General features: G+C 72.6%; 16 protein-coding genes and 1 pseudogene. 9 read left to right on the top strand and 8 right to left on the bottom strand.

The window, feature by feature from the left end; translation table 11 throughout:
- Nucleotides 1-31: 31 nt before the first annotated feature.
- Nucleotides 32-928 (bottom strand): annotated as a pseudogene (locus tag IE096_RS27865) (isocitrate lyase/PEP mutase family protein); the annotation flags it as partial.
- A gap of 164 nt (nucleotides 929-1,092) precedes the next feature.
- Here IE096_RS27865 and IE096_RS27860 point away from each other — a divergent pair.
- Complete coding sequence (locus tag IE096_RS27860) at nucleotides 1,093-1,785, top strand: ArsR/SmtB family transcription factor (RefSeq protein ID WP_189456331.1); 693 nt, start codon at nucleotides 1,093-1,095, stop codon at nucleotides 1,783-1,785.
- Here the strand turns inward: IE096_RS27860 and IE096_RS27855 are convergent.
- On the bottom strand, nucleotides 1,782-2,633 hold the full coding sequence (locus IE096_RS27855) for a class I SAM-dependent methyltransferase (RefSeq protein ID WP_189456329.1): 852 nt from the start codon (nucleotides 2,631-2,633) through the stop codon (nucleotides 1,782-1,784). The two genes, IE096_RS27860 and IE096_RS27855, sit on opposite strands and share 4 nt — an antisense overlap.
- Nucleotides 2,634-2,701: 68 nt before the next feature.
- Here IE096_RS27855 and IE096_RS27850 point away from each other — a divergent pair, with 68 nt between their 5' ends.
- Complete coding sequence (locus IE096_RS27850; protein ID WP_189456327.1) at nucleotides 2,702-3,295, top strand: TetR family transcriptional regulator; 594 nt, start codon at nucleotides 2,702-2,704, stop codon at nucleotides 3,293-3,295.
- A 74-nt stretch (nucleotides 3,296-3,369) separates the two neighbouring features.
- On the opposite strand, the gene IE096_RS27845 is transcribed toward IE096_RS27850, so the two are convergent.
- The gene (locus IE096_RS27845) at nucleotides 3,370-4,011 is read right to left on the bottom strand and encodes a DUF5701 family protein (RefSeq protein ID WP_189456325.1); all 642 of its coding nucleotides are present in this window, start codon (nucleotides 4,009-4,011) and stop codon (nucleotides 3,370-3,372) included.
- Between the two features lie 96 nt (nucleotides 4,012-4,107).
- On the opposite strand from IE096_RS27845, the gene IE096_RS32205 reads away from it, so the two are divergent.
- A complete protein-coding gene (locus tag IE096_RS32205) occupies nucleotides 4,108-5,163 on the top strand; it encodes an eCIS core domain-containing protein (protein WP_373298217.1) in 1,056 nt (351 codons plus the stop codon).
- Between the two features lie 9 nt (nucleotides 5,164-5,172).
- Here IE096_RS32205 and IE096_RS27835 read toward each other — a convergent pair whose 3' ends face one another.
- Nucleotides 5,173-6,018: a class I SAM-dependent methyltransferase gene (locus IE096_RS27835; protein ID WP_229820659.1), complete on the bottom strand. Its 846-nt coding sequence runs from the start codon at nucleotides 6,016-6,018 to the stop codon at nucleotides 5,173-5,175.
- Between the two features lie 97 nt (nucleotides 6,019-6,115).
- Between IE096_RS27835 and IE096_RS27830 the strand changes: the two genes are divergently transcribed.
- The gene (locus tag IE096_RS27830) at nucleotides 6,116-6,319 is read left to right on the top strand and encodes a hypothetical protein (protein WP_189456323.1); all 204 of its coding nucleotides are present in this window, start codon (nucleotides 6,116-6,118) and stop codon (nucleotides 6,317-6,319) included.
- A gap of 36 nt (nucleotides 6,320-6,355) precedes the next feature.
- On the opposite strand, the gene IE096_RS27825 is transcribed toward IE096_RS27830, so the two are convergent.
- Entirely contained in the window at nucleotides 6,356-6,655 is a 300-nt protein-coding gene (locus IE096_RS27825) for a hypothetical protein (RefSeq protein ID WP_189456321.1), read from the bottom strand.
- A gap of 1,002 nt (nucleotides 6,656-7,657) precedes the next feature.
- Between IE096_RS27825 and IE096_RS27820 the strand changes: the two genes are divergently transcribed.
- Nucleotides 7,658-8,140, top strand: coding sequence for an RICIN domain-containing protein (locus IE096_RS27820; RefSeq protein ID WP_189456319.1), 483 nt, complete (start codon nucleotides 7,658-7,660; stop codon nucleotides 8,138-8,140).
- Nucleotides 8,141-8,703: 563 nt separating this feature from the next.
- Here the strand turns inward: IE096_RS27820 and IE096_RS27815 are convergent.
- A complete protein-coding gene (locus IE096_RS27815) occupies nucleotides 8,704-9,726 on the bottom strand; it encodes an oxidoreductase (protein WP_189456318.1) in 1,023 nt (340 codons plus the stop codon).
- A gap of 73 nt (nucleotides 9,727-9,799) precedes the next feature.
- Here IE096_RS27815 and IE096_RS27810 point away from each other — a divergent pair, with 73 nt between their 5' ends.
- Nucleotides 9,800-10,414 carry a TetR family transcriptional regulator gene (locus IE096_RS27810; RefSeq protein ID WP_189456316.1) on the top strand — a complete coding sequence of 205 codons (615 nt, stop codon included), beginning with the start codon at nucleotides 9,800-9,802 and terminating at the stop codon, nucleotides 10,412-10,414.
- Nucleotides 10,415-10,511: 97 nt separating this feature from the next.
- Nucleotides 10,512-11,117 (top strand): GOLPH3/VPS74 family protein, encoded by a 606-nt coding sequence (locus IE096_RS27805; RefSeq protein ID WP_189456314.1) that lies wholly within the window; start codon nucleotides 10,512-10,514, stop codon nucleotides 11,115-11,117.
- A 21-nt stretch (nucleotides 11,118-11,138) separates the two neighbouring features.
- Here the strand turns inward: IE096_RS27805 and IE096_RS27800 are convergent, their stop codons facing one another.
- Nucleotides 11,139-12,695 carry an amidase gene (locus IE096_RS27800; protein WP_189456312.1) on the bottom strand — a complete coding sequence of 519 codons (1,557 nt, stop codon included), beginning with the start codon at nucleotides 12,693-12,695 and terminating at the stop codon, nucleotides 11,139-11,141.
- 142 nt (nucleotides 12,696-12,837) lie between these two features.
- Between IE096_RS27800 and IE096_RS27795 the strand changes: the two genes are divergently transcribed.
- On the top strand, nucleotides 12,838-13,593 hold the full coding sequence (locus IE096_RS27795) for a MerR family transcriptional regulator (RefSeq protein WP_189456310.1): 756 nt from the start codon (nucleotides 12,838-12,840) through the stop codon (nucleotides 13,591-13,593).
- A gap of 187 nt (nucleotides 13,594-13,780) precedes the next feature.
- On the top strand, nucleotides 13,781-15,325 hold the full coding sequence (locus IE096_RS27790) for an AMP-binding protein (RefSeq protein WP_189456309.1): 1,545 nt from the start codon (nucleotides 13,781-13,783) through the stop codon (nucleotides 15,323-15,325).
- Nucleotides 15,326-15,394: 69 nt separating this feature from the next.
- Here the strand turns inward: IE096_RS27790 and IE096_RS27785 are convergent, their stop codons facing one another.
- Nucleotides 15,395-17,116 carry an acyl-CoA dehydrogenase family protein gene (locus IE096_RS27785; protein WP_189456307.1) on the bottom strand — a complete coding sequence of 574 codons (1,722 nt, stop codon included), beginning with the start codon at nucleotides 17,114-17,116 and terminating at the stop codon, nucleotides 15,395-15,397.
- Between the last annotated feature and the right edge of the window lie 6 nt (nucleotides 17,117-17,122).

Raw genomic sequence — 17,122 nt, 5'->3', positions numbered from 1 at the left:
GCGAGGCCGACCGCACCCGCACGGCTGGTCGTCAAACGGTTCCCGGGGCGGCCGCCGCCAGCGCCTGGGCTTGTGCGTAGGACAGGGACGTGAGGTCCGCCGGCCGGCCGTCGCGGATCGCGGTCGCCGTGGCCACGGCCGTGGTCAGGGCCTTGCGGTAGAGCAGCGAGCCCAGGCTGACCCGGCGCACTCCCAGAGCGGCCAGGTCGGCGAGCGTGGGGCCGGTGGGCGTGTAGAGGATGTTCAGCGGGAGGGTCAGGGTCGCCGTCAGGGCGGCGATGCCGTCCGGGTCCGAGAGTCCCGGTACGAACACCCCGTCCGCTCCGGCCCGCTCGTAGACCGCGAGGCGTGCCGCGGTCTCGTCCTCCCGGTGTCCGAGCCAGTGGGTGTCGGTGCGGGCGTTCACGAACAGCGCGGGTGCGGCGGCCTTGACGGCGGCGATCTTCGCGGCGTGCAGCTCGACGGGGGCGAGGGTGCCGTCCGGGCGGCCGTCCTCCAGGTTGATTCCGGCGGCGCCCGCCGCGTGGAGGCCGCGGGCCAGCTCGGCGACGTCCTCCGGGTCGTCGCTGAAGCCCCCTTCGGCGTCCACGGAGAGCAGGAAAGAGCCCTGTCCGAGCCGGCGGGCCAGCGCCAGGGTCGCTTCGGCGGTCGCGGCAGCCCCGTCCGGCAGGCCGGCGGCCGCGGCCACGCCGAGGCTCGTGGTGCCGATCGCCGGGAAGCCCTCCGCCGCCAGGGCGGCCGCCGAGGCGTGGTCCCACGCGTTGGGCAGGAGCAGCGGGGCCGGCTGGTGGTGCAGGCGCGCGAAGGCGGTCAGCGGCCCCCGGCGCGGGCCGTCCGCGAGGGGGACGTCGCCGGTGCCCGCGGCCTCCGCCGGGGCGGCGGTCGCGTCGCCCGCCCGCACCAGCGGTCCGATGCGGTGGGCGGCGGCCTCCCTGCCCGGTTCGTCTGTCGCGTTCGTACGAGTCGTCGTATGGGTCGTCGTATCGGTCGTCGTATCGGTCGTCGTGCCCGGCGTCGTGTCCGTCATGGTCTCGACGCTAGGGCCGGAACGGTTCGGCGTTCCCCGAACCGTTCCTGCGGCATCCTGACGTCATGATCCCGCTCGCCGAGAACGCCGCTCTGTTCGCCGACCGCACCCGGGCCGCCTTCTGCCAGGCCCTCCTCGACGGCCGCGCCTGGACGGCGGGGGAACTCGCCGCGTACGCGGGGGTGCGTCCCTCCACCGCCAGCGAGCAGATCTCCCGCCTCATCGAGGGCGGAGTGCTGACCGAGGCCCGCCAGGGCCGGCACCGCTACGTCCGGCTGGCCGGCCCGGAGGTCGCCGGCCTGATCGAAGCCCTCAGCTCGTACGCCCCGGCCACCGGGGCCGCCCCGGCCACCGCCGGCCCTCGCAATCTGCGGGAGTCGGTGCGGCTGAGCGCCGAGGCCCGGGCCCGCACCTGTTACGACCATCTGGCGGGACGGCTGGGCGTGGCCCTGGCGGACGCGATGGTCGCCCGGGGCCTGGTCGCGGTCGATCCGGGGCTGTCCGTCACCCCGGAGGGGCGGGTGTGGCTCGTGGACGTCCTGGGCTTCGAGCAGCCTCCAGGCGCCCGGCGGCCCCTGGTGCGCGGGTGCCTGGACTGGACGGAGCGGCGCCACCATCTCGGCGGGGCGCTGGGCGCGGCCCTGTGCGCCGCCGCGCTGGAACACCGGTGGGTACGGCGGGTCGGCTCGGGGCGCGCCGTGAAGGTGACGCCGGAAGGGACGGAGGCGTTCCGGGAGTTGCTGGGGGCGACGGTCTAGCCCCGTGACCGGAGCGGGGCGTCGGTTCGCGCGGCGACGACGGCCACCGTGGCGCAGCTCATCGTGAAGGTGCCGCCCATCGCGTCGATGGCCGTCCCGGCGGCTTCCAGCAGCTCGGCCAGTTCGCCGGGCGGGAGCCGGGTGAAGGCACCCTGAGTGGGCATCAGTTCCAGCCACGCGTCACGGGTGCAGGTCCACTCCCAGGCGTACTGCCACCGCTCCGCGTCACCGAACGCGCCCGTGTCCCGGATCGCGTCGGCGGCCTTGGTGGCGAGCGCCCGGTATCCGTCCAGGGCGCTCCGGGCTCCCGGCCGGAAGTCGAACGGCGCGTCGGGCAGCACCCGTCGAGCGGCCTCCGCGATCGCTTCGGCCACGGCCGGCGGGAGCTCGGGAACGTTCCAGAACAGCGCCAGCCGGCCGCCGGGCCGCAGCACGCGCGCGGCCTTGGCCGCTCCCGCGACCGGGTCGATCCAGTGCCACGCCTGCCCGGCGACGACGGCGTCGAACTCCCGCCCGGCGGGATCCCAGTCCTCGATCGTCGCCACCTCGACCTCGACGCCGAGCCGCCGTGCCACATCGGCCATGCGCGCGTCGGGTTCGACGCCGAGCACCGCGCAGCCGGCCGTCCGGAACTGCCGGGCGACGATTCCCGTGCCGCAGCCGACGTCAAGGATGTCGGGAGTCCCGGCGCCGGGGCAGGCGGCGACGATCCGCTCCACCATGGCCCGGGGGTAGCGGGGCCGGGCGCGGTCGTATCGCTCGGCGTCCACGCCGAACGATTCGGCCACCAGCCGGAGTTGGTGAGGTTTGGGCTCAGGCCCAGGCTCGGAGGAACGTATAGTGGGCATGCGCCCACTATGAGTGGGCGCATGCCCACTCGTCAATGGTCGTCAACGGCCGAAGGAGGACGCACGGCATGCCGACAGGGGTGGCCCTACCCGACGCGCGACAGCGGTTGTTCGACGCGGCCGAGCGCATCCTGCTGCGGGACGGGCCGAACGCGCTGACCAGCCGGGCGGTCACCGTCGAGGCAGGCTGCGCCAAGGGCGTGCTGCACCGGCACTTCGCCGACTTCGACGCCTTCCTCTCCGGGCTCGTACGGGACCGCATCGCCCGGATCGACGAACAGGCCGGCGCCCTGCGCGCGTCCGCCGGGACGGGCACCGTCACCGGCAACCTGGCCGGCGCGCTGACGGAGCTGTTCGAGTCGGTCGCCGTGGCGATCGTCGCCCTCGTCACCTTCCGGGACGAGCTGCGTGCCCGGCTGCGGCAGGCCGGATCGGCCGGTATTCCGCTCCTCACGGAGGCCACGGCCATGATCGCCTCGTATCTGACGGCCGAGCGCGAAGCGGGCCGCGTCGCGGCCGACGCCGACGTCGGCACGCTCGCCCCCACGCTGATCGGCGCCGCGCATCTGCTGTTCGCCGACCGGGAGAGCGCGCCGCCGGACCCCGAAGCCGTCCGCAGGACCGTGGCCACGGTCGTGGCGGGCGCGGTACGGGAATCGTAATGACGAACGGCCCGGCGGCGGAGGTCTCCTGCCGGGCCGTTCGTCATGTCACGGTGTAGGGGGCGGACGCCGGGTCAGATCGCGGTGCGGGCGGCCGCCGAGGCGAAGCCGAGCCAGGTGTGCCGGTTGCCCGCCCAGCACCAGCCGGCCTTCGGCGCGTCGCGCCTGTCCCGGCCGTCCCGGCCCGTCCCGTTGCTGATCCACAGGGCGGGGGTGCGCGCGTCCAGCCGCCCGTCGGCCTTGCGCAGGCGTGAGCCGACGGTCATGAAGCAGCGGCCCCGTTCCAGCGCCGCCGGCTGCTGGATCACCCAGTGGACGCCCTCCGCGAGGAGCAGAGGGGTGCGGTGTTCCCCGACGATGGCGGGCAGCGCCTCGTCGGGGCTCCAGTTCGCCATGTGATCGCCGCGGTCGAGGTCCTCCAGGACGTAGACCGGCGCGTCGGGGACGGTGGCGCCCTCGATGGGCGAGAACCGATCGATGTCGGGCATGTCCTCGACGACGAAGCCCGGCTTCCCCCGGTGCCGGAGGAACGGCACCAGAGCCGACGCCGGGACCCGTTCCGGGTGGATCACGAGCAGGCCGTCGCGGGCTCCCGACGCGGCGGCCGTGGAGCGCAGTTCGTCGGCGGGGAATCCGCCGAGTCGGTGCACTCCGAGATCGATCAGGCGCTCCGCCTGATCGGCGAGCGAGGGCAGAGCGAGCAGAGCGGCTGTCATACGACTCCCAGGGACAGCGAGAACCAGCAAGATGACGGCTCGCCAACGCGGCGGATCGCGGAATCATTCCCGCCCGCGCGCTCAGGCGGCGGACGCGTGCCCGGGACGGACGGCGTCCTCACCCTGCAGCGCGCGGCGGGGAACGCGGCCGTCACCGGCTGCCTCAAGCGCCTGCGCGCCGAACGGGAGCGGCGGGGCCCCGACGGCGCCGAGCGGCGCTCCGCCGTCGACGCGGCCCTCGGCTCCCCCGGTCAGCCGCTGACCGCCCGGCCGCGGGCGGAGATGGAGACCCGCCTCGGCGCCGACTTCTCCGACGTGCGGGTGCACACCGGCCCCGACGCCCGGCGCTCCGCCGCCGCGCTCGGCGCCCGCGCCTACACCTCCGGCAGCCACGTCGTCGGTGACGGCGGCATGGACAGGCGCGTCCTCGCCCACGAGCTCACCCACGTCATCCAGCAGCGCCGTGGCCCCGTCGCCGGAACGGACGACGGGACGGGGCTGCGGATCAGTCATCCGGCGGACCGTCACGAACGCGCCGCCGAGGAGAACGCCGCCCGGGCGCTGAACGGACGGGCACCGGAGCCCGGCGGCGGCGTTGCCAGGGTTCCACGGCCCTCCTCCCCTGTTCCCGTGCAGCGGGTGATCCATCAGGAGCCCAGCTATGTGGCGAAGGGTGGCGGCAAGACGTCCCTGACGAATCGCGGCGACATCGAGTACCGCCCCGCCGGAGAGCGACAGGGTGCCGGGCTGCTGCTCCCGCTCGACCAGGGCAGGATGCCCGACGACCGGGCTCAGCGGAGGCACATCGAGCGTCTCGACAGGCTGCTGACCGACGCGTTCCCGGAGGACGGGAACACCGGGACGCGGCAGGTCGGGAACGCCCGTGACGAGCTCGAACGGTTCTGGGGGCGGCCGGGCGACGTCGACTGGGAGGTGCTGCACGAGCGGGTGCGGCGGGCGATGAACTACGCGGGGACGCCCGCCGTGCTCGCCGAGGTCTTCGGCACGGCCGAGGTCAAGGCCGCCCTGCCGGGCGGAGGCGGCTTCCGGGTCCGGGACTTCGGCGGCACGGCGGCACCGGCGGGCACGGCGGCGGGACACCGCCGGAAGCCTCCTCGCTCCGGAGGCTCCGGGGCGAGGCGCGCGCGGTGACCAGCGCGGTCAGTCCCGCCGCGCCGGCCGGTCCGCCGTGACCAGGTAGTAGTCGAGGATCCGCTGCTCGTAGGCCCGCAGGAAGTTCCGCGGCCAGGTGCCCGCGGCCCACTCCCGGCCGAGCCACAGGTCCCAGCCGGGCCAGACGTGCCGCCCGATCGACTCGGCGCGCGCCCCCGTGAGCCCGGCCGCCGTGAACGCCTCCGTGAGCGCGGTCACCGGCCGCGCGATGTCCAGGCCGTTCGCGTACGTGTCGAGCAGCCCCGCCAGCTCTCCGGGCCGTCCCGGCGCGTCGTCCACGGTGAAGAAGCTCGCCACGGCCACCCGGCCGCCCGGCCGCAGCACCCGCGCCGTCTCGGCCGCGAAGGCCGTGAGGTCCGGGAAGTGCTGGGCGGCCTCCACACTGACGACCGTGCCGAACTCGCCGTCCTCGAACGGCATCCGTTCCGCCGCTCCCCGCACGAACCGCAGTCGTCCAGGCTCCCGGCGCAGCGTGCCGGCGTGCGCGCCGCGCGCCCGTTCCAGTTGCTGCGGGTGGATGTCCATGCCGGTGACGGCGGCCGGCCCGTACTCGCTCAGGGCCAGCGCGCAGCCCATCCCCAGCCCGCAGCCCACTTCCAGGACGTTCAGGTCGCCCAGCGGGCCGGCGGAGTCCAGGACGTGCCGGTAGAGGTCCTCCTGGCTGCGGACGCGTTCCGGGACGCCGAGCGGGACGGCCAGGTCGATGGCGCGCCAGTAGCCGAAGTTGATGAACCCCCCGGCGAAGATCGTCTCCTTGCCGAGATCCGCGGGACCGTAGGTCTCCCGCACCACCGAACGCATCACGGGACCGGACTGCAGAGAACCATCTGCCACGAAGTGCCACCTCCTGGAACCGCACGCCGCCATGCCGGCGTGTCATGGCCGACATACCCATCAGGAAAATCGCGACGCGTACGGCGGCCGCGCGGCAGTGACCACCGACATGGCCCAACGGGCCATGTCCGAGGCGCTCGCGGGCGCGCCCGACGGCCCGGCCTTCGCCGCCCGGGAACGCTATCCGGCCGACACCCTGCTCGAGTTCCTGGCACGGCCGGAGCCCGGTGCCCGTGTCATCGTCGGGCACAACGCGCACATCCAGCGTTCGGCCAACCCGGCCGACGGTCCCTGGCGCTGACGAGGAGGGGGCGTGCCGCAGCACCCGGCCGGAGGGTCAGCTGGCAAGGGTGGCGGCGACCCGGGCCAGCCGACCCAGGTACTTCGGCGCGCGGACCGCCAGAGTGGTGTCCGAGACGATCGCATACGCGAGCTGGCCGGGTCCCGGGATGATGCCGGTGACGCGCCCGACGATCTGCGTGGAGTCGTCCCCTGCTTCGTGGTGGGTCAGCATCGTCAGCGGCTGCGAGCTTTCGTCGATGCGCGCCTGGGCGCGGGCTACGGCCCGGCCGATGGCCTCGGCGGTGTAGAGGCGCCGGTTGCGGGAGACGCAGGGAGGTCCCGGTGATCGTGCCAATGCGAACGGCCACGCGGGCCTCCCCGGCACGGTCGTCGGAGGGGAGGACGTCCATGACCGTGTCGATCATCTCCTCGTGTGACGCGCCGTCCTCGGCCGCGCCGGCGAGCACGCGCCCCAGGTCGGTGGCCGCACCGTCGGGCATGCGGGCCAGCCACGTGTCGGCCTCGGCCCACAGTTCGTCCAGCCGCTCCAACGACCGGTAGGCCTGCTGGAAGGCGATGTCCCACTCCAGCCGGATCGCGTGCGCGCCGAGACGCTCGGCGGCAATCGCGACCGCGTTGACCGCACCCGCGGCCCTGCCGACGGCAAGGGCGTTGCGCACGGCGGTCCGCAGCCCCAGCCATCCAATGTGGTCGGCCAGTGCTCGTAGCAAGGCGCGGTCGGCGGCCAGGGCTTCGGTGGCGCGGTGGCCGAGCGGGCGACGGCCCTCTGCCAGCCACGCGCGGTCCCGCAGGGCGTCGACGACGATGGCCACGGCCTCCGGGTCGATCAGCAGGCGGGGGCATCGGCATAAGCGATTGCTGTCTCGACTACGGCGAGGCATGCCGTGTGGACACGGTCGCTGAGCGGGCCGCCAGATATCGCCCAACCGGCGGGGGAGGCAGGGAGGCGATGGTATATCACGAGCCCTCCCCGAGTTCTAAGTGAAGGTCAGCACGGAACCCTCGGGCGTTCACCGGCGTGAGCTGGTCACCGGAGGAGATACTGGGGCTTCCGGTGGCGACGCTCTGACTACGGATTCAACTCTCTCGGCCGGCATAGGTGGGCGAGGCGCCGTGGTTCTGGAAGCCGGAGTTCTGGCGGCGTTGTGCCGAAACCATGCGTAGCCGATTGGCGGAAATCAACGTTCCCATCTCAAGATCATCGAGGAAAGCTAAGTCCTGCGCCTCTGGCCATTGGCACATGCTCGATGCGTAAGCCGGAGGGCGCACCGGCGGTTACGGCGTTTCGGTACCGCACAGCAAGGGACTGACCTCAATCGAGAAAGGTCAATTGCCCATGAAGAAGCCGAATCTGCTCAGCTACGCTGTCGCGTTGCTTGCCACCATGACGGTTGGCGCCGCGACAACGAGCCCGGCATCGGCTCAAGCCGATTCCATACCAGAGCCCAAAGCGGTCCAATGGAAGAGCAAGAAGAACGGAGACTGCCTGGCCAGAGGAACCCAGTATTACGTGCGAATGGGTTCGTGCGGCAGCCAGAGCGCTCAGTGGTACGACCAAGAGCGTCCGGATGTAGGCGGCGGCTACATCGAAAAGGACACTCCCAGCCCCGGGGGTAACTGCCTCGACAGCAACAAGTACGGAACTGTCTACACCGGCCCATGTGAAGGCAATCTGTATCAGCGCTGGTCTGAGTGGCACTACGACAAGGGGTGGATCCTCAGAAACTGGGCGACAAAGATGTGCCTGGTAAGCAGCGCAGCTGGAGGCGTCAACACCGCGCCGTGCGACGCGGACAACGATGCTCAGTACTGGGAATGACCTAACGCGTCCCAAAACGGCCTGTGGGGCACCGACCGGCCCCGCAGCCATCAGCCTGACGTTCATTTTCGCTGCCCCGTAGGGAGCAGCGGGTAAACCGTGATCACGGTGCCCGCTCATCGATGCCCGCTGGCAGCCAGGCGAGGGCCTCTCGCAGCCGGGCCCGGCACCTTGCTCGGATAGCCTCCTCGGAGGTGTCCGAGCATTGCCCGGTCGCGTCGGTCACGGTGTCCGCACCCGAACCGGACAGACGTCTGACCTGCTGTCCGTCGCGTCCGGAGCCGCGTCCAGCCTCGGTCCGGTGCCGCGCAGCTTGTTCGCGATCCCGGCCCTGGACACCGCGCCCATGTCCGCCCACAGGACAATGGTCTGCCGGTCCACCAGGACCACGGACACAGCCGCATCGCTACAAAGACACGCATGGGGCACGAGTTCGCCGGAGTCGAAGGCCTCTACACGAACGTCACGATCGCCATGGAGCGCAGCATCATCCGGACACTGCAGGACCGGTGGGTCAAGTTCATTGCGAACGTTGACCCGAACGACCTGCCAGCGTCTCCCACTTATCTCCCAGTTGATCTTAGAGAGTGGCTGATGGCCCAGGCCAGTGCCGCGGCAGAAGGCCACGCATCGAACTGACGCCCGGCTCGCACGGGCGTCGGGAACGCGAACCGCACGTCCGTCAACCGCTCCGACAGCTCCCACAGCCGTCGGCCGGTCTCGGGATCGGCCGCGGCGTCGGACAGCCGCACTCGTGTCGGCGCTCCGCGCAGTTCGGCCGGGCCGTCGGGGCCGATGAAGTGCCCGCCCGCCACGCCCGGATCGGTCGCGGCGTGGAGCTGCGGCATCGCGCCACGGGCCGGGGGCTGGGCGAGGAGGGGGTTGCCGATGCGTCCGAACACGACGCGCCACAGGCCGACCGGTGCGCTCGTCTGCAGGTTGGTGGCGGTGTAGCCGGGGTGGGCGAGCACGCTGCGCACGGGGCTGCCGGCTTCGGTGAGCCGCCGGTGGAGTTCCCAGCCGAAGACGGCGTTGGCGAACTTCGACTGGTTGTAGAAGCCCATGGGCGAGTAGCGGCGCTCGCCGGTGAGGTCGTCGAAGTACAGGCGTCCCTTGCGGTGGTTGACCGAGCTCACCGTGACGACGCGGGGGGCGTCCCCGGCGCTCAGCAGGTCGAGGAGCAGACCGGTGAGGGCGAAGTGGCCGAGGTGGTTGCAGGCGAACTGGAGCTCGTGGCCCTGCGCGCTGAGGGTGCGGGGCGGGGCCATCACACCGGCGTTGTTGATGAGGACGTCGAGTTTCGGGTGGTCGGCGCGCATCCGGTCGGCGAAGGCGCGGACGGAGTCGAGGTCGGCGAGGTCGAGGTGGCGCACCTCCAGGCCGGCGCCCGGTCGCGTCGCCTCGATGTCCGCGGCCGCGCGGCGGCCCTTGGCCTCGTCGCGTACGGCGAGGACGACGTGCGCGCCCTGGTGGGCGAGTGCCCGGGTGGTGGCCAGGCCGAGGCCGCTGTTGGCTCCGGTGACGACGAACACCCGCCGGGCCGGGCCCGGGGGTTGTTCGGTGGTCGAGTGTTGTAGCCCTGTCATGCGGCACACATTGCCCCTCGTGTCACTGAGTGTCAAGCATGAAACTAGATGACATGGATGGCATGCCGCTACGATGTGTCCCGTGAGCTCCCGCCCCGAAGTGACCATGGCCCAGCGCAAACGTCAGCTCGTCGCCGACGAGCTGACCGAAGCGGCGCTGCAACTGCTCGCCCTCAAGGGCTTCGACACCGTCACCATCGACGAGATCGCGGCGTCGGCCGGCGTCTCCAAGCGGACGTTCTTCCGGTACTTCGCCTCCAAGGAAGACGTCGTCGTCCAGTTCCTCGCCGGCATGGGAGCGGACATGCGCGCCCAGCTCGCGGACCGCACCGCCGAGGAGCCGCCTTCCGCCGCGCTGCGGCGGGCCGTCTGGGTCGCCATGGCGGCCTGCGCCGACCACTCCGACAGGGCGCTGCGCGTGGTCCAGCTGATCCTGCGCACCCCCGCCCTCCACGCGCGGTTCCTGGAGCACCAGGCCCGGTGGCGCGACGACCTGGCCGAGGAGCTGACGCGCCACCGGGCGCCCGGCCGCGAGGACGATCTGTATCCGCGCATGGCCGCCGGGATGGCGCTCACCGCCTTCGACGCCGTGCTCCACCGGTGGAGCGACAGCGACGGGGCCGAGGATCCGGCCGGGCTGATCGACCAGGCATTCGCCGTCATCGCCCCGGCCCTGGACGCCGGCTGAACGCGGACCGGTTCCGCCATGCCCGACGGCACCGGGGCGTAGTACTTGCAGAAGGCGTGGCCGCCCTTACGCTCGTATACGACGTGAGGAGCCTCCCATGACGACCCCCCGGGACTTGTTGATCACCGCCGTGGAGGTGGCGCCCGGCCACCCCGTGGAGGGGGGCGAGATGTCGCTCGCGCTGGCGGGAGCCGAGGTGGTCGACCTGCTGGCCGCCGGGGTCGTCACCCTGGACGACGACCGGATCGTCCCCGGCTTCGGGGCGGCCGTGACCGATCGTCTGCTGGATCAGGCCGCGGCGGCGCTCGTCCGCGAGGCGCCGTACGAGACGGTGAGCGACTGGCTGTGGCGCCGGGGCCGCGAGCTGGCCCCGGCCCATCTGGCCGCCCTGGAGGCGGAAGGAGTGCTCACGCGGCAGCGGAGCCACTGGAAGCCCTTCCAGGGCGGCCGGAGGGTTCTGGCGGATTCGCCCGACCGCCGGCGGGCGAAGGAGCGCTGGGAGTCGAACGAGCCGGTCCTCGTCGCCCTCGCGACTGCCGTGGGCATCCGCGATCAGGAGACCGAGGACGCCCCGGGCGTGCCCGACGAGGCGGTGGAGACCGTACTCGCGGCGGTCAATGACGCTCTGATCGAGCTGGAGGGCGTCAGGCAACGGCGGGCCATCGAGCAGGCCGCTTTCGACAACATCTGGCGGGGGCAGTAACGCCGGCCGACGGCCGGTGGGTCAGGGGGTTCCGGGCCCCACCGAGGGAAGGTAGCGCGGTGCCCGCCACGCGTTCAGCCGGTGCTCCACCGCGGCCCCCAGCGCCAGCAGTCGGGCGTCCTGGTGGTCGCCGGCCGTCAGCAGCACTCCGACGGGCAGCTCGTTCACGAAGCCGGCGGGCACCGACAGCGAGGGGTAGCCGGCCACGGCCGCGGGGGTGGAGGACGGGATGACGTCGTTGTCGCCCCGCGCGCAGTCGGTCGTCCAGGCGGGCGGATTCGTCGGGGCGGCGATGGCGTCCAGCCGGTGGGCGGCCATGGTCTCGTCCACGGAGCGCCGGGACAGGGTCCTCAGCTCGGCGCGCCGGGCCCGGTACGCCGGGTCGGTGGTGGCGGGCGCGGTGAGGGCCTGCTCGAAGAGTTCCTGGCCCGCGAAGCACGTGCGCTCGGCCGGGTGGGCGCGGTTGAACTCGATCAGCGCGGCGAGGTCGCGCGGCCCGTCGCGCGTGGCGAGGTAGGCGTCGATGTCCCGGCGGAACTCGCTCAGCAGCGCCGGGAACTCGAGCTCGGCGAGCCGCTGCTGGTACGGCGGCGTCACCTCGACGACCTCGGCTCCCGCGCCGCGCAGCCTTTCCGCCGTACGGGTCATCAGGGCGTCCACGTCCGGCCCGAGCGAGGGCAGCCGCCACAGGCCGACGCGTTTGCCGCGCAGCCCGCCGGCACGCGTCGCCTCGTCAGGGAGCCCGAGGAGGGCGGCGTCGCCGCTGAGGACGGCGAGGGTCAGCGCCGCGTCCGTCACATTGCGGGCCATGGGGCCCGCGGTGTCCTGCTCGGCCGAGATCGGCACCAGGCCCGCCTGGCTGACCAGTCCGAGGCTGGGTTTGTGGCCCACCACCCCGTTCATCCCGGCGGGGCAGACGATGGAACCGTCGGTCTCCGTGCCGATGGCCACCTGCGCCAACGAGGCGGCGAGCGCGGCGGCCGAACCGGCGGACGAGCCGCACGGGTTGCGGTCCAGCACATACGGGTTGTGGGTCTGCCCGCCCACCGCCGACCACCCGGACGTCGGTTTCGCGGCACGGAAGTTCGCCCACTCGGACAGGTTGGTCTTGCCGAGGATCACCGCCCCCGCCTCCCGCAGCCGGGTCACCAGGGCCGCGTCCTCGCGCGGCGGGCGTCCGGCCAGCGCCAGGGATCCGGCCGTGGTCGGCATGTCGCGGGTGTTCACATTGTCCTTGAGCAGGACGGGGATGCCGTCGAGCGGGCCGCGGGTGTCGCCCCGCCGGTGTCTGGCGTCGCTGGCGGCCGCCTGCCGGAGAGCGTCCGGGTTGGTGCGCAGGACCGCGTTGATCCTGGGATTGACGGTCTCTATGCGCCGCAGGTAGGCGGCGGTCAGCGCGGACGAGGTCAGCGCTCCGTCCGCCATGCGGGCCTGGAGCTCGGGGATCGTCACCGTGTCCAGGTCGACTCCCGGGAGCGGGGACGGTTCGGCGGCGTCCGCGCGCGGATACGGCGTGCTTGTCAGAAGGAATCCCGCGACCAGCGCGGCGATCAGAGCGGTGGTGCTCCTTTTCGTCATGGGAGGTAGCCGACTACACGCCGGGATCCCGCCGCAAGTGGGCCGTAATACGGGCTTGAAGCTGCCGCGACGGCAGCTTCTACCGTTCTCGTCAGAGCCGGGGAACGACTCCGGCCCATCGGAAACGTTCGGGGGCGGCGGGATGGCCTGGCCGATTGCGGAGATCGCCCGGATGTCGGGGCTGACGGCCCGGACTCTGCGGCACTACGACGAGGTCGGTCTGCTGCGGCCCGCGTGGGTGGGGGCCAACGGCCGCCGCCACTACGAGGAACCTCAGCTGCTGCGCCTCCAGCAGATCCTCGTGCTGCGCGAGCTGGGTGTGGGACTGGCCGAGATCGGCCGGATCCTGGCCGAGCAGGTCGACGAGGTGGCCGCCCTGCGCGACCACCACCGCCGGCTGCTCGCCGAGCGCGACCGGCTCGACGCCCTCGCCCGCACCGTCTCCCGCACGATCGCCGATCTGGAACGGTCCAGGAAGGACGGCATACCCATGACCATCAGCCGACCGGAGAACCTGTTCGAGGGCCTGGTGCCCTCCCAGTACCAGGAGAGCCTGCGAGACTTTCCCGAGCACGCCGAAGCGGTCGCCCGCCACGTCGCCGGGATGAGCCTGCGCGACATCGAGGCCGGGCAGCGCGAGCGCACCGCGCAGATGATCAGGCTGGCCGAGCTGATGACCGCCGGCCACCCGGCCGATGCCGAGCCCGTGCAGGCCGAGATCCGCGCCCAGTACCGGACCCTGACCGCGCTGCGAGCCGTCTCCACCGACGAATACCGGGCCATGGGGCGCTCCTGCGTGGACAACGACGCCTGGCGCACCGCGTATGAGGCCATCGCACCGGGCCTCGCCGCGTACCAGCGGGACGCCGTCGAGGTCCACGCCGACCGGCTGGGCTGAGCCTCGCCTCCCCGGCCTGCCGGGGGGAGCGCGCTCACAGTGATGCGACGGGCGGGGTGGGCATCATGGGGGACTCCCTGCCGGTGGCGTCGGCTTGAGGGCAGACTGGACGGGAGCGCCAGGATGCCGCGGCACCGGCCTCCCGTCCGGGGGCCCGCGCCGTCAACTCCTCCGAGGGGAGCCGTACATGAGCGAACACCTTCCCGCCCCATTCGTCTGCTACCCCGCGGCGATCCTCGACGTGCTGGCGCGCGCCCCGGACCGGACCGCCCTGGTGGCGGCCGACGGGCGGCGCGTCACCGCCGGCGCGCTGTGCGACAGCACGTACCGGCTGGCGCGGGAGCTGGCCGGGCGGGGCGTCGGCCGCGGCGCGACCGTGTCCCTGCTCACCGGCAACACCCCGGAATCCCTCGTCGCGCGCTACGCGGCGCATCTCGCGGGCGCCCGGGTCGTCCACCTCTACGAGGGCATGGCCCCCTCGGTGCTCGCCCGGATCGCGCGCGTCGTGGACACCACGCTGTTGCTCGTCGACGACACCAGGCACACGGCGGCCCGGGAGCTGCTGACCGTCGCCGGGCCGGACGGAGTCCCCACCGTGCTCGGCCTGGGCCCCAACCCGTTCGGCGAGGACGTCCTGGCGGCCGCCTCCCTGCGCGCACCGGCGCCGTTCGTCTCGGAGGTCGTGCCCGAGGACGACATGTCCATCGTGTTCACGGGCGGCACCACCGGCATCCCCAAGGGCATCCTCTCCACACATGGCCCGTACCGCCAGGGGCTGGAGCATCCCGTCCCCGACGCGGGCGACCCGCCCCGCTACCTCGCCTGCACCCCGCTCGCCCGGCTCTCCGGCCCGCTCACCGACAGCGCCCTGACGCACGGCGGCCGCGCCGTCCTGCGGCGGGCCTTCGACCCGGGCGACGTCCTCGCGACGATCGAGCGCGAGCGGATCACCCACATGTGGCTCCTGCCGCCGCTGCTGCACCGGCTGCTCGACGACCCGGCCCTGACCAGGACCGATCTGTCGAGCCTGAGCCGGATCACCTACGGCGGCTCCCCCGCCTCGGCCGCCCGGCTGCGCCGGGCCATCGACGTCTTCGGGCCGATCCTCTACGGCTGGTACGGCCAGACGGAGGTCCCGGCCATCGCCGAGGCGCGCCCGCGCGACCACGCGGTGACCGGGCGCGGCGGCCGGATCACCACCGGCCGGCCACTGCCCTGGGTCGAAGTGGCCGTGCGCGACACCGCCGGCCGGACCCTCCCGGCGGGCGAGGAGGGCGAGGTGCAGGTGCGTTCCCCGGGGATCATGCCCGGCTACTGGAAGCAGCCCGAGCTCACCGCCCGCGTCCTGCGGGACGGCTGGCTGCGCACCGGTGACATCGGCTACCTCGACGAGGACGGCTACCTGTTCGTCGTCGACCGCATCAAGGACATCGTCATCGTGGTCGGCGGCCACGTCTACCCCACCGAGCTGGAGGAGCTGCTCCTGGCCCACCCCGCCGTCGCCCGCTGCGCGGTCTTCGGCACCCGGGACGCCGACGCCGCCGAGCACGTCCACGCCGCCGTCGTCCCCGCGCCCGGCCACTCCCCCGGCCTGGACGAGATCCGCGCCTTCGTCACCGACCGCAAGGGCCCCATGTACGCGCCCGAGGCCCTCCACCTCCTGCCCGACATCCCGCTCACGTCGGCGGGCAAACCCGACAAGGCGCTGCTGCGGGCCACGCTGGGGGTGTGACACCACGGGTCGCCCCGGGCCGGGGGAAGCCGCCTCGGCTCCCCCGGCGGCACGCCTACGAAGGCGTGCTTACGGGGCCATCTCGTACGCGCCCGACAGCGCTTCGACGCGCTCCCAGACGCGCGCCGAGCGGGCCGCGTCGACGACCGGGCGGCGGACCGCGCCGAGGGCCCACGCCTGCTGCTCCTCGGTCGCGGAGTCCTTGCCGTGCAGCTCGACGGCGTGGGCGGAGTAGTCGCGGACGAGGACGGCGAACAGCTCGTCCAGGACGTCCTCCTCGGTGCCGGTGAGGGCGGCCTGCTCGAGGATCAGCTGGCCGTGGACGACGAGGGCGAAGAGCTGGCCGACGGCCAGGAGCAGGTCGAGGTCGCGGCTCTGCTCCTTGTCGGGGGCGGCGGTGGTGACGAAGGCGCACAGGGCGTCGGCCTGCTCGCGGAAGCGGGCCACGTTCGGCAGGTGCGCGTAGCCGTCGTACGCGGTGCGCCAGTCGTGGAAGCGCACCGCGCCCAGGCCGCGGGCCGGTCCCTGCCGGAAGAGGAAGGCGTCGTCGGCCGCGTCGAGGCGCGTGGGGACGGGCGCGTACTCGGCCGGGTTCAGCAGGTGGTTGCCCATGAACTTGAGGATCAGCGCGAGGTTGACGTGGACCGTGCCCTCCAGCTTCGGCAGGCCGCGGATCTCGCTCGCGGCCTGGGCGAAGTAGGTGTCCTTCTCGAAGCCCTTGGCGGCGATCACGTCCCACATGAGGTCGATGACCTTCTCGCCCTCGGTCGTCACCTTCATCTTCGTCATGGGGTTGAAGAGCAGGTAGCGGCGGTCGTCGGGGCCGGCGGTGCGGAAGTAGTCGACGGCGCGGTCGCTGAAGAGCTTCATGCCGACGAGGCGGACGTAGGCGTCGGTCAGCTCGCGGCGCACGTGCGGGAAGGCGGTGACGGGGCGGCCGTAGAGGACGCGGTTGTGGGCGTGGGTGACGGCCTCGTACATCGCGTGCTCGCAGATGCCGATGGAGGCGGTGCACAAGTTGAACTTGCCCACGTTGACGGTGTTCAGGGCGGCGTCGAAGGCGGCCTGCCCGGTGTGGAGGACGTCGGCGGCGGCCACGGGGTAGTTCTCCAGGCGGAACTCGCTGACGTACTTCGAGGAGTCGACCACGTTCTTGACGAGGTGGTACGCCTCGTGGCGGCTGTCGGCGGCGAAGAAGACGTACCCTTCGGGGCCCTCGACGTCGGTGCGGCGGCCGAAGACGGAGACGAGGCCGGCGGCGTTGCCGTTGCCGATGTAGTACTTGGACCCGGTGGCCCGGAAGCCGCCCTCGCCGTCGGGCTCGAGGAGCATGTCGGTCGAGTAGATGTCGGCGCCGTGGGTCTTCTCCGACAGGCCGAAGGCGAACACCTCGCCCTGGTCGAGCAGTTCGGCGGCACGGGTGCGGGCGGCGGTGTTGTCGCTCTGCCAGACCGGGCCGAGGCCGAGGATGGTGACCTGCCAGGCGTACCAGTAGTCGAGCCCATAGAAGCCGAATATCTCGTTGAGGGCGGCGATGCGGGCGGTGTCCCAGCGCTTGTCCTCGCTGTCGCCGGCGGCCGCGGCGGGGGTGAGGAAGGTCGCGAACAGGCCCTCCTTGGCGGAGAAGGCGAGGAAGTCGGACAGCCAGGCGCGGGAGCGGTAGTCCTCGATCAGCTTGCGCTTGCCGCGCGTCTCGAACCAGTCGACGGTGGCGCGCAGCAGTCTGCGGGTCTCGGGGTCGAAGTGCGCGGGGTCGTAGGTGCGCGGGTTGAAGAGAAGCGGGTCGGCCATGGCGGG

It is taken from the genome of Streptomyces abikoensis (assembly GCF_014648775.1).
Classification (GTDB): Bacteria; Actinomycetota; Actinomycetes; order Streptomycetales; family Streptomycetaceae; genus Streptomyces; species Streptomyces abikoensis.
Note: the sequence above shows the minus strand (reverse complement) of the source record. Positions and strands in the feature narration are given on the sequence as shown.

Excerpts from the sequence above, each read along its gene's own strand:
- IE096_RS27795 (WP_189456310.1), top strand. The coding sequence starts at position 12,838 with ATGGCCTGGCCGATTGCGGAGATCGCCCGGATGTCGGGGCTGACGGCC.
- IE096_RS27805 (WP_189456314.1), top strand. The coding sequence starts at position 10,512 with ATGACGACCCCCCGGGACTTGTTGATCACCGCCGTGGAGGTGGCGCCC.
- IE096_RS27785 (WP_189456307.1), bottom strand. The coding sequence starts at position 17,116 with ATGGCCGACCCGCTTCTCTTCAACCCGCGCACCTACGACCCCGCGCAC.
- IE096_RS27790 (WP_189456309.1), top strand. The coding sequence starts at position 13,781 with ATGAGCGAACACCTTCCCGCCCCATTCGTCTGCTACCCCGCGGCGATC.
- IE096_RS27800 (WP_189456312.1), bottom strand. The coding sequence starts at position 12,695 with ATGACGAAAAGGAGCACCACCGCTCTGATCGCCGCGCTGGTCGCGGGA.
- IE096_RS27850 (WP_189456327.1), top strand. The coding sequence starts at position 2,702 with ATGCCGACAGGGGTGGCCCTACCCGACGCGCGACAGCGGTTGTTCGAC.
- IE096_RS27810 (WP_189456316.1), top strand. The coding sequence starts at position 9,800 with ATGTGTCCCGTGAGCTCCCGCCCCGAAGTGACCATGGCCCAGCGCAAA.
- IE096_RS27815 (WP_189456318.1), bottom strand. The coding sequence starts at position 9,726 with ATGACAGGGCTACAACACTCGACCACCGAACAACCCCCGGGCCCGGCC.
- IE096_RS27860 (WP_189456331.1), top strand. The coding sequence starts at position 1,093 with ATGATCCCGCTCGCCGAGAACGCCGCTCTGTTCGCCGACCGCACCCGG.
- IE096_RS27820 (WP_189456319.1), top strand. The coding sequence starts at position 7,658 with ATGAAGAAGCCGAATCTGCTCAGCTACGCTGTCGCGTTGCTTGCCACC.
- IE096_RS27845 (WP_189456325.1), bottom strand. The coding sequence starts at position 4,011 with ATGACAGCCGCTCTGCTCGCTCTGCCCTCGCTCGCCGATCAGGCGGAG.
- IE096_RS27855 (WP_189456329.1), bottom strand. The coding sequence starts at position 2,633 with ATGCCCACTATACGTTCCTCCGAGCCTGGGCCTGAGCCCAAACCTCAC.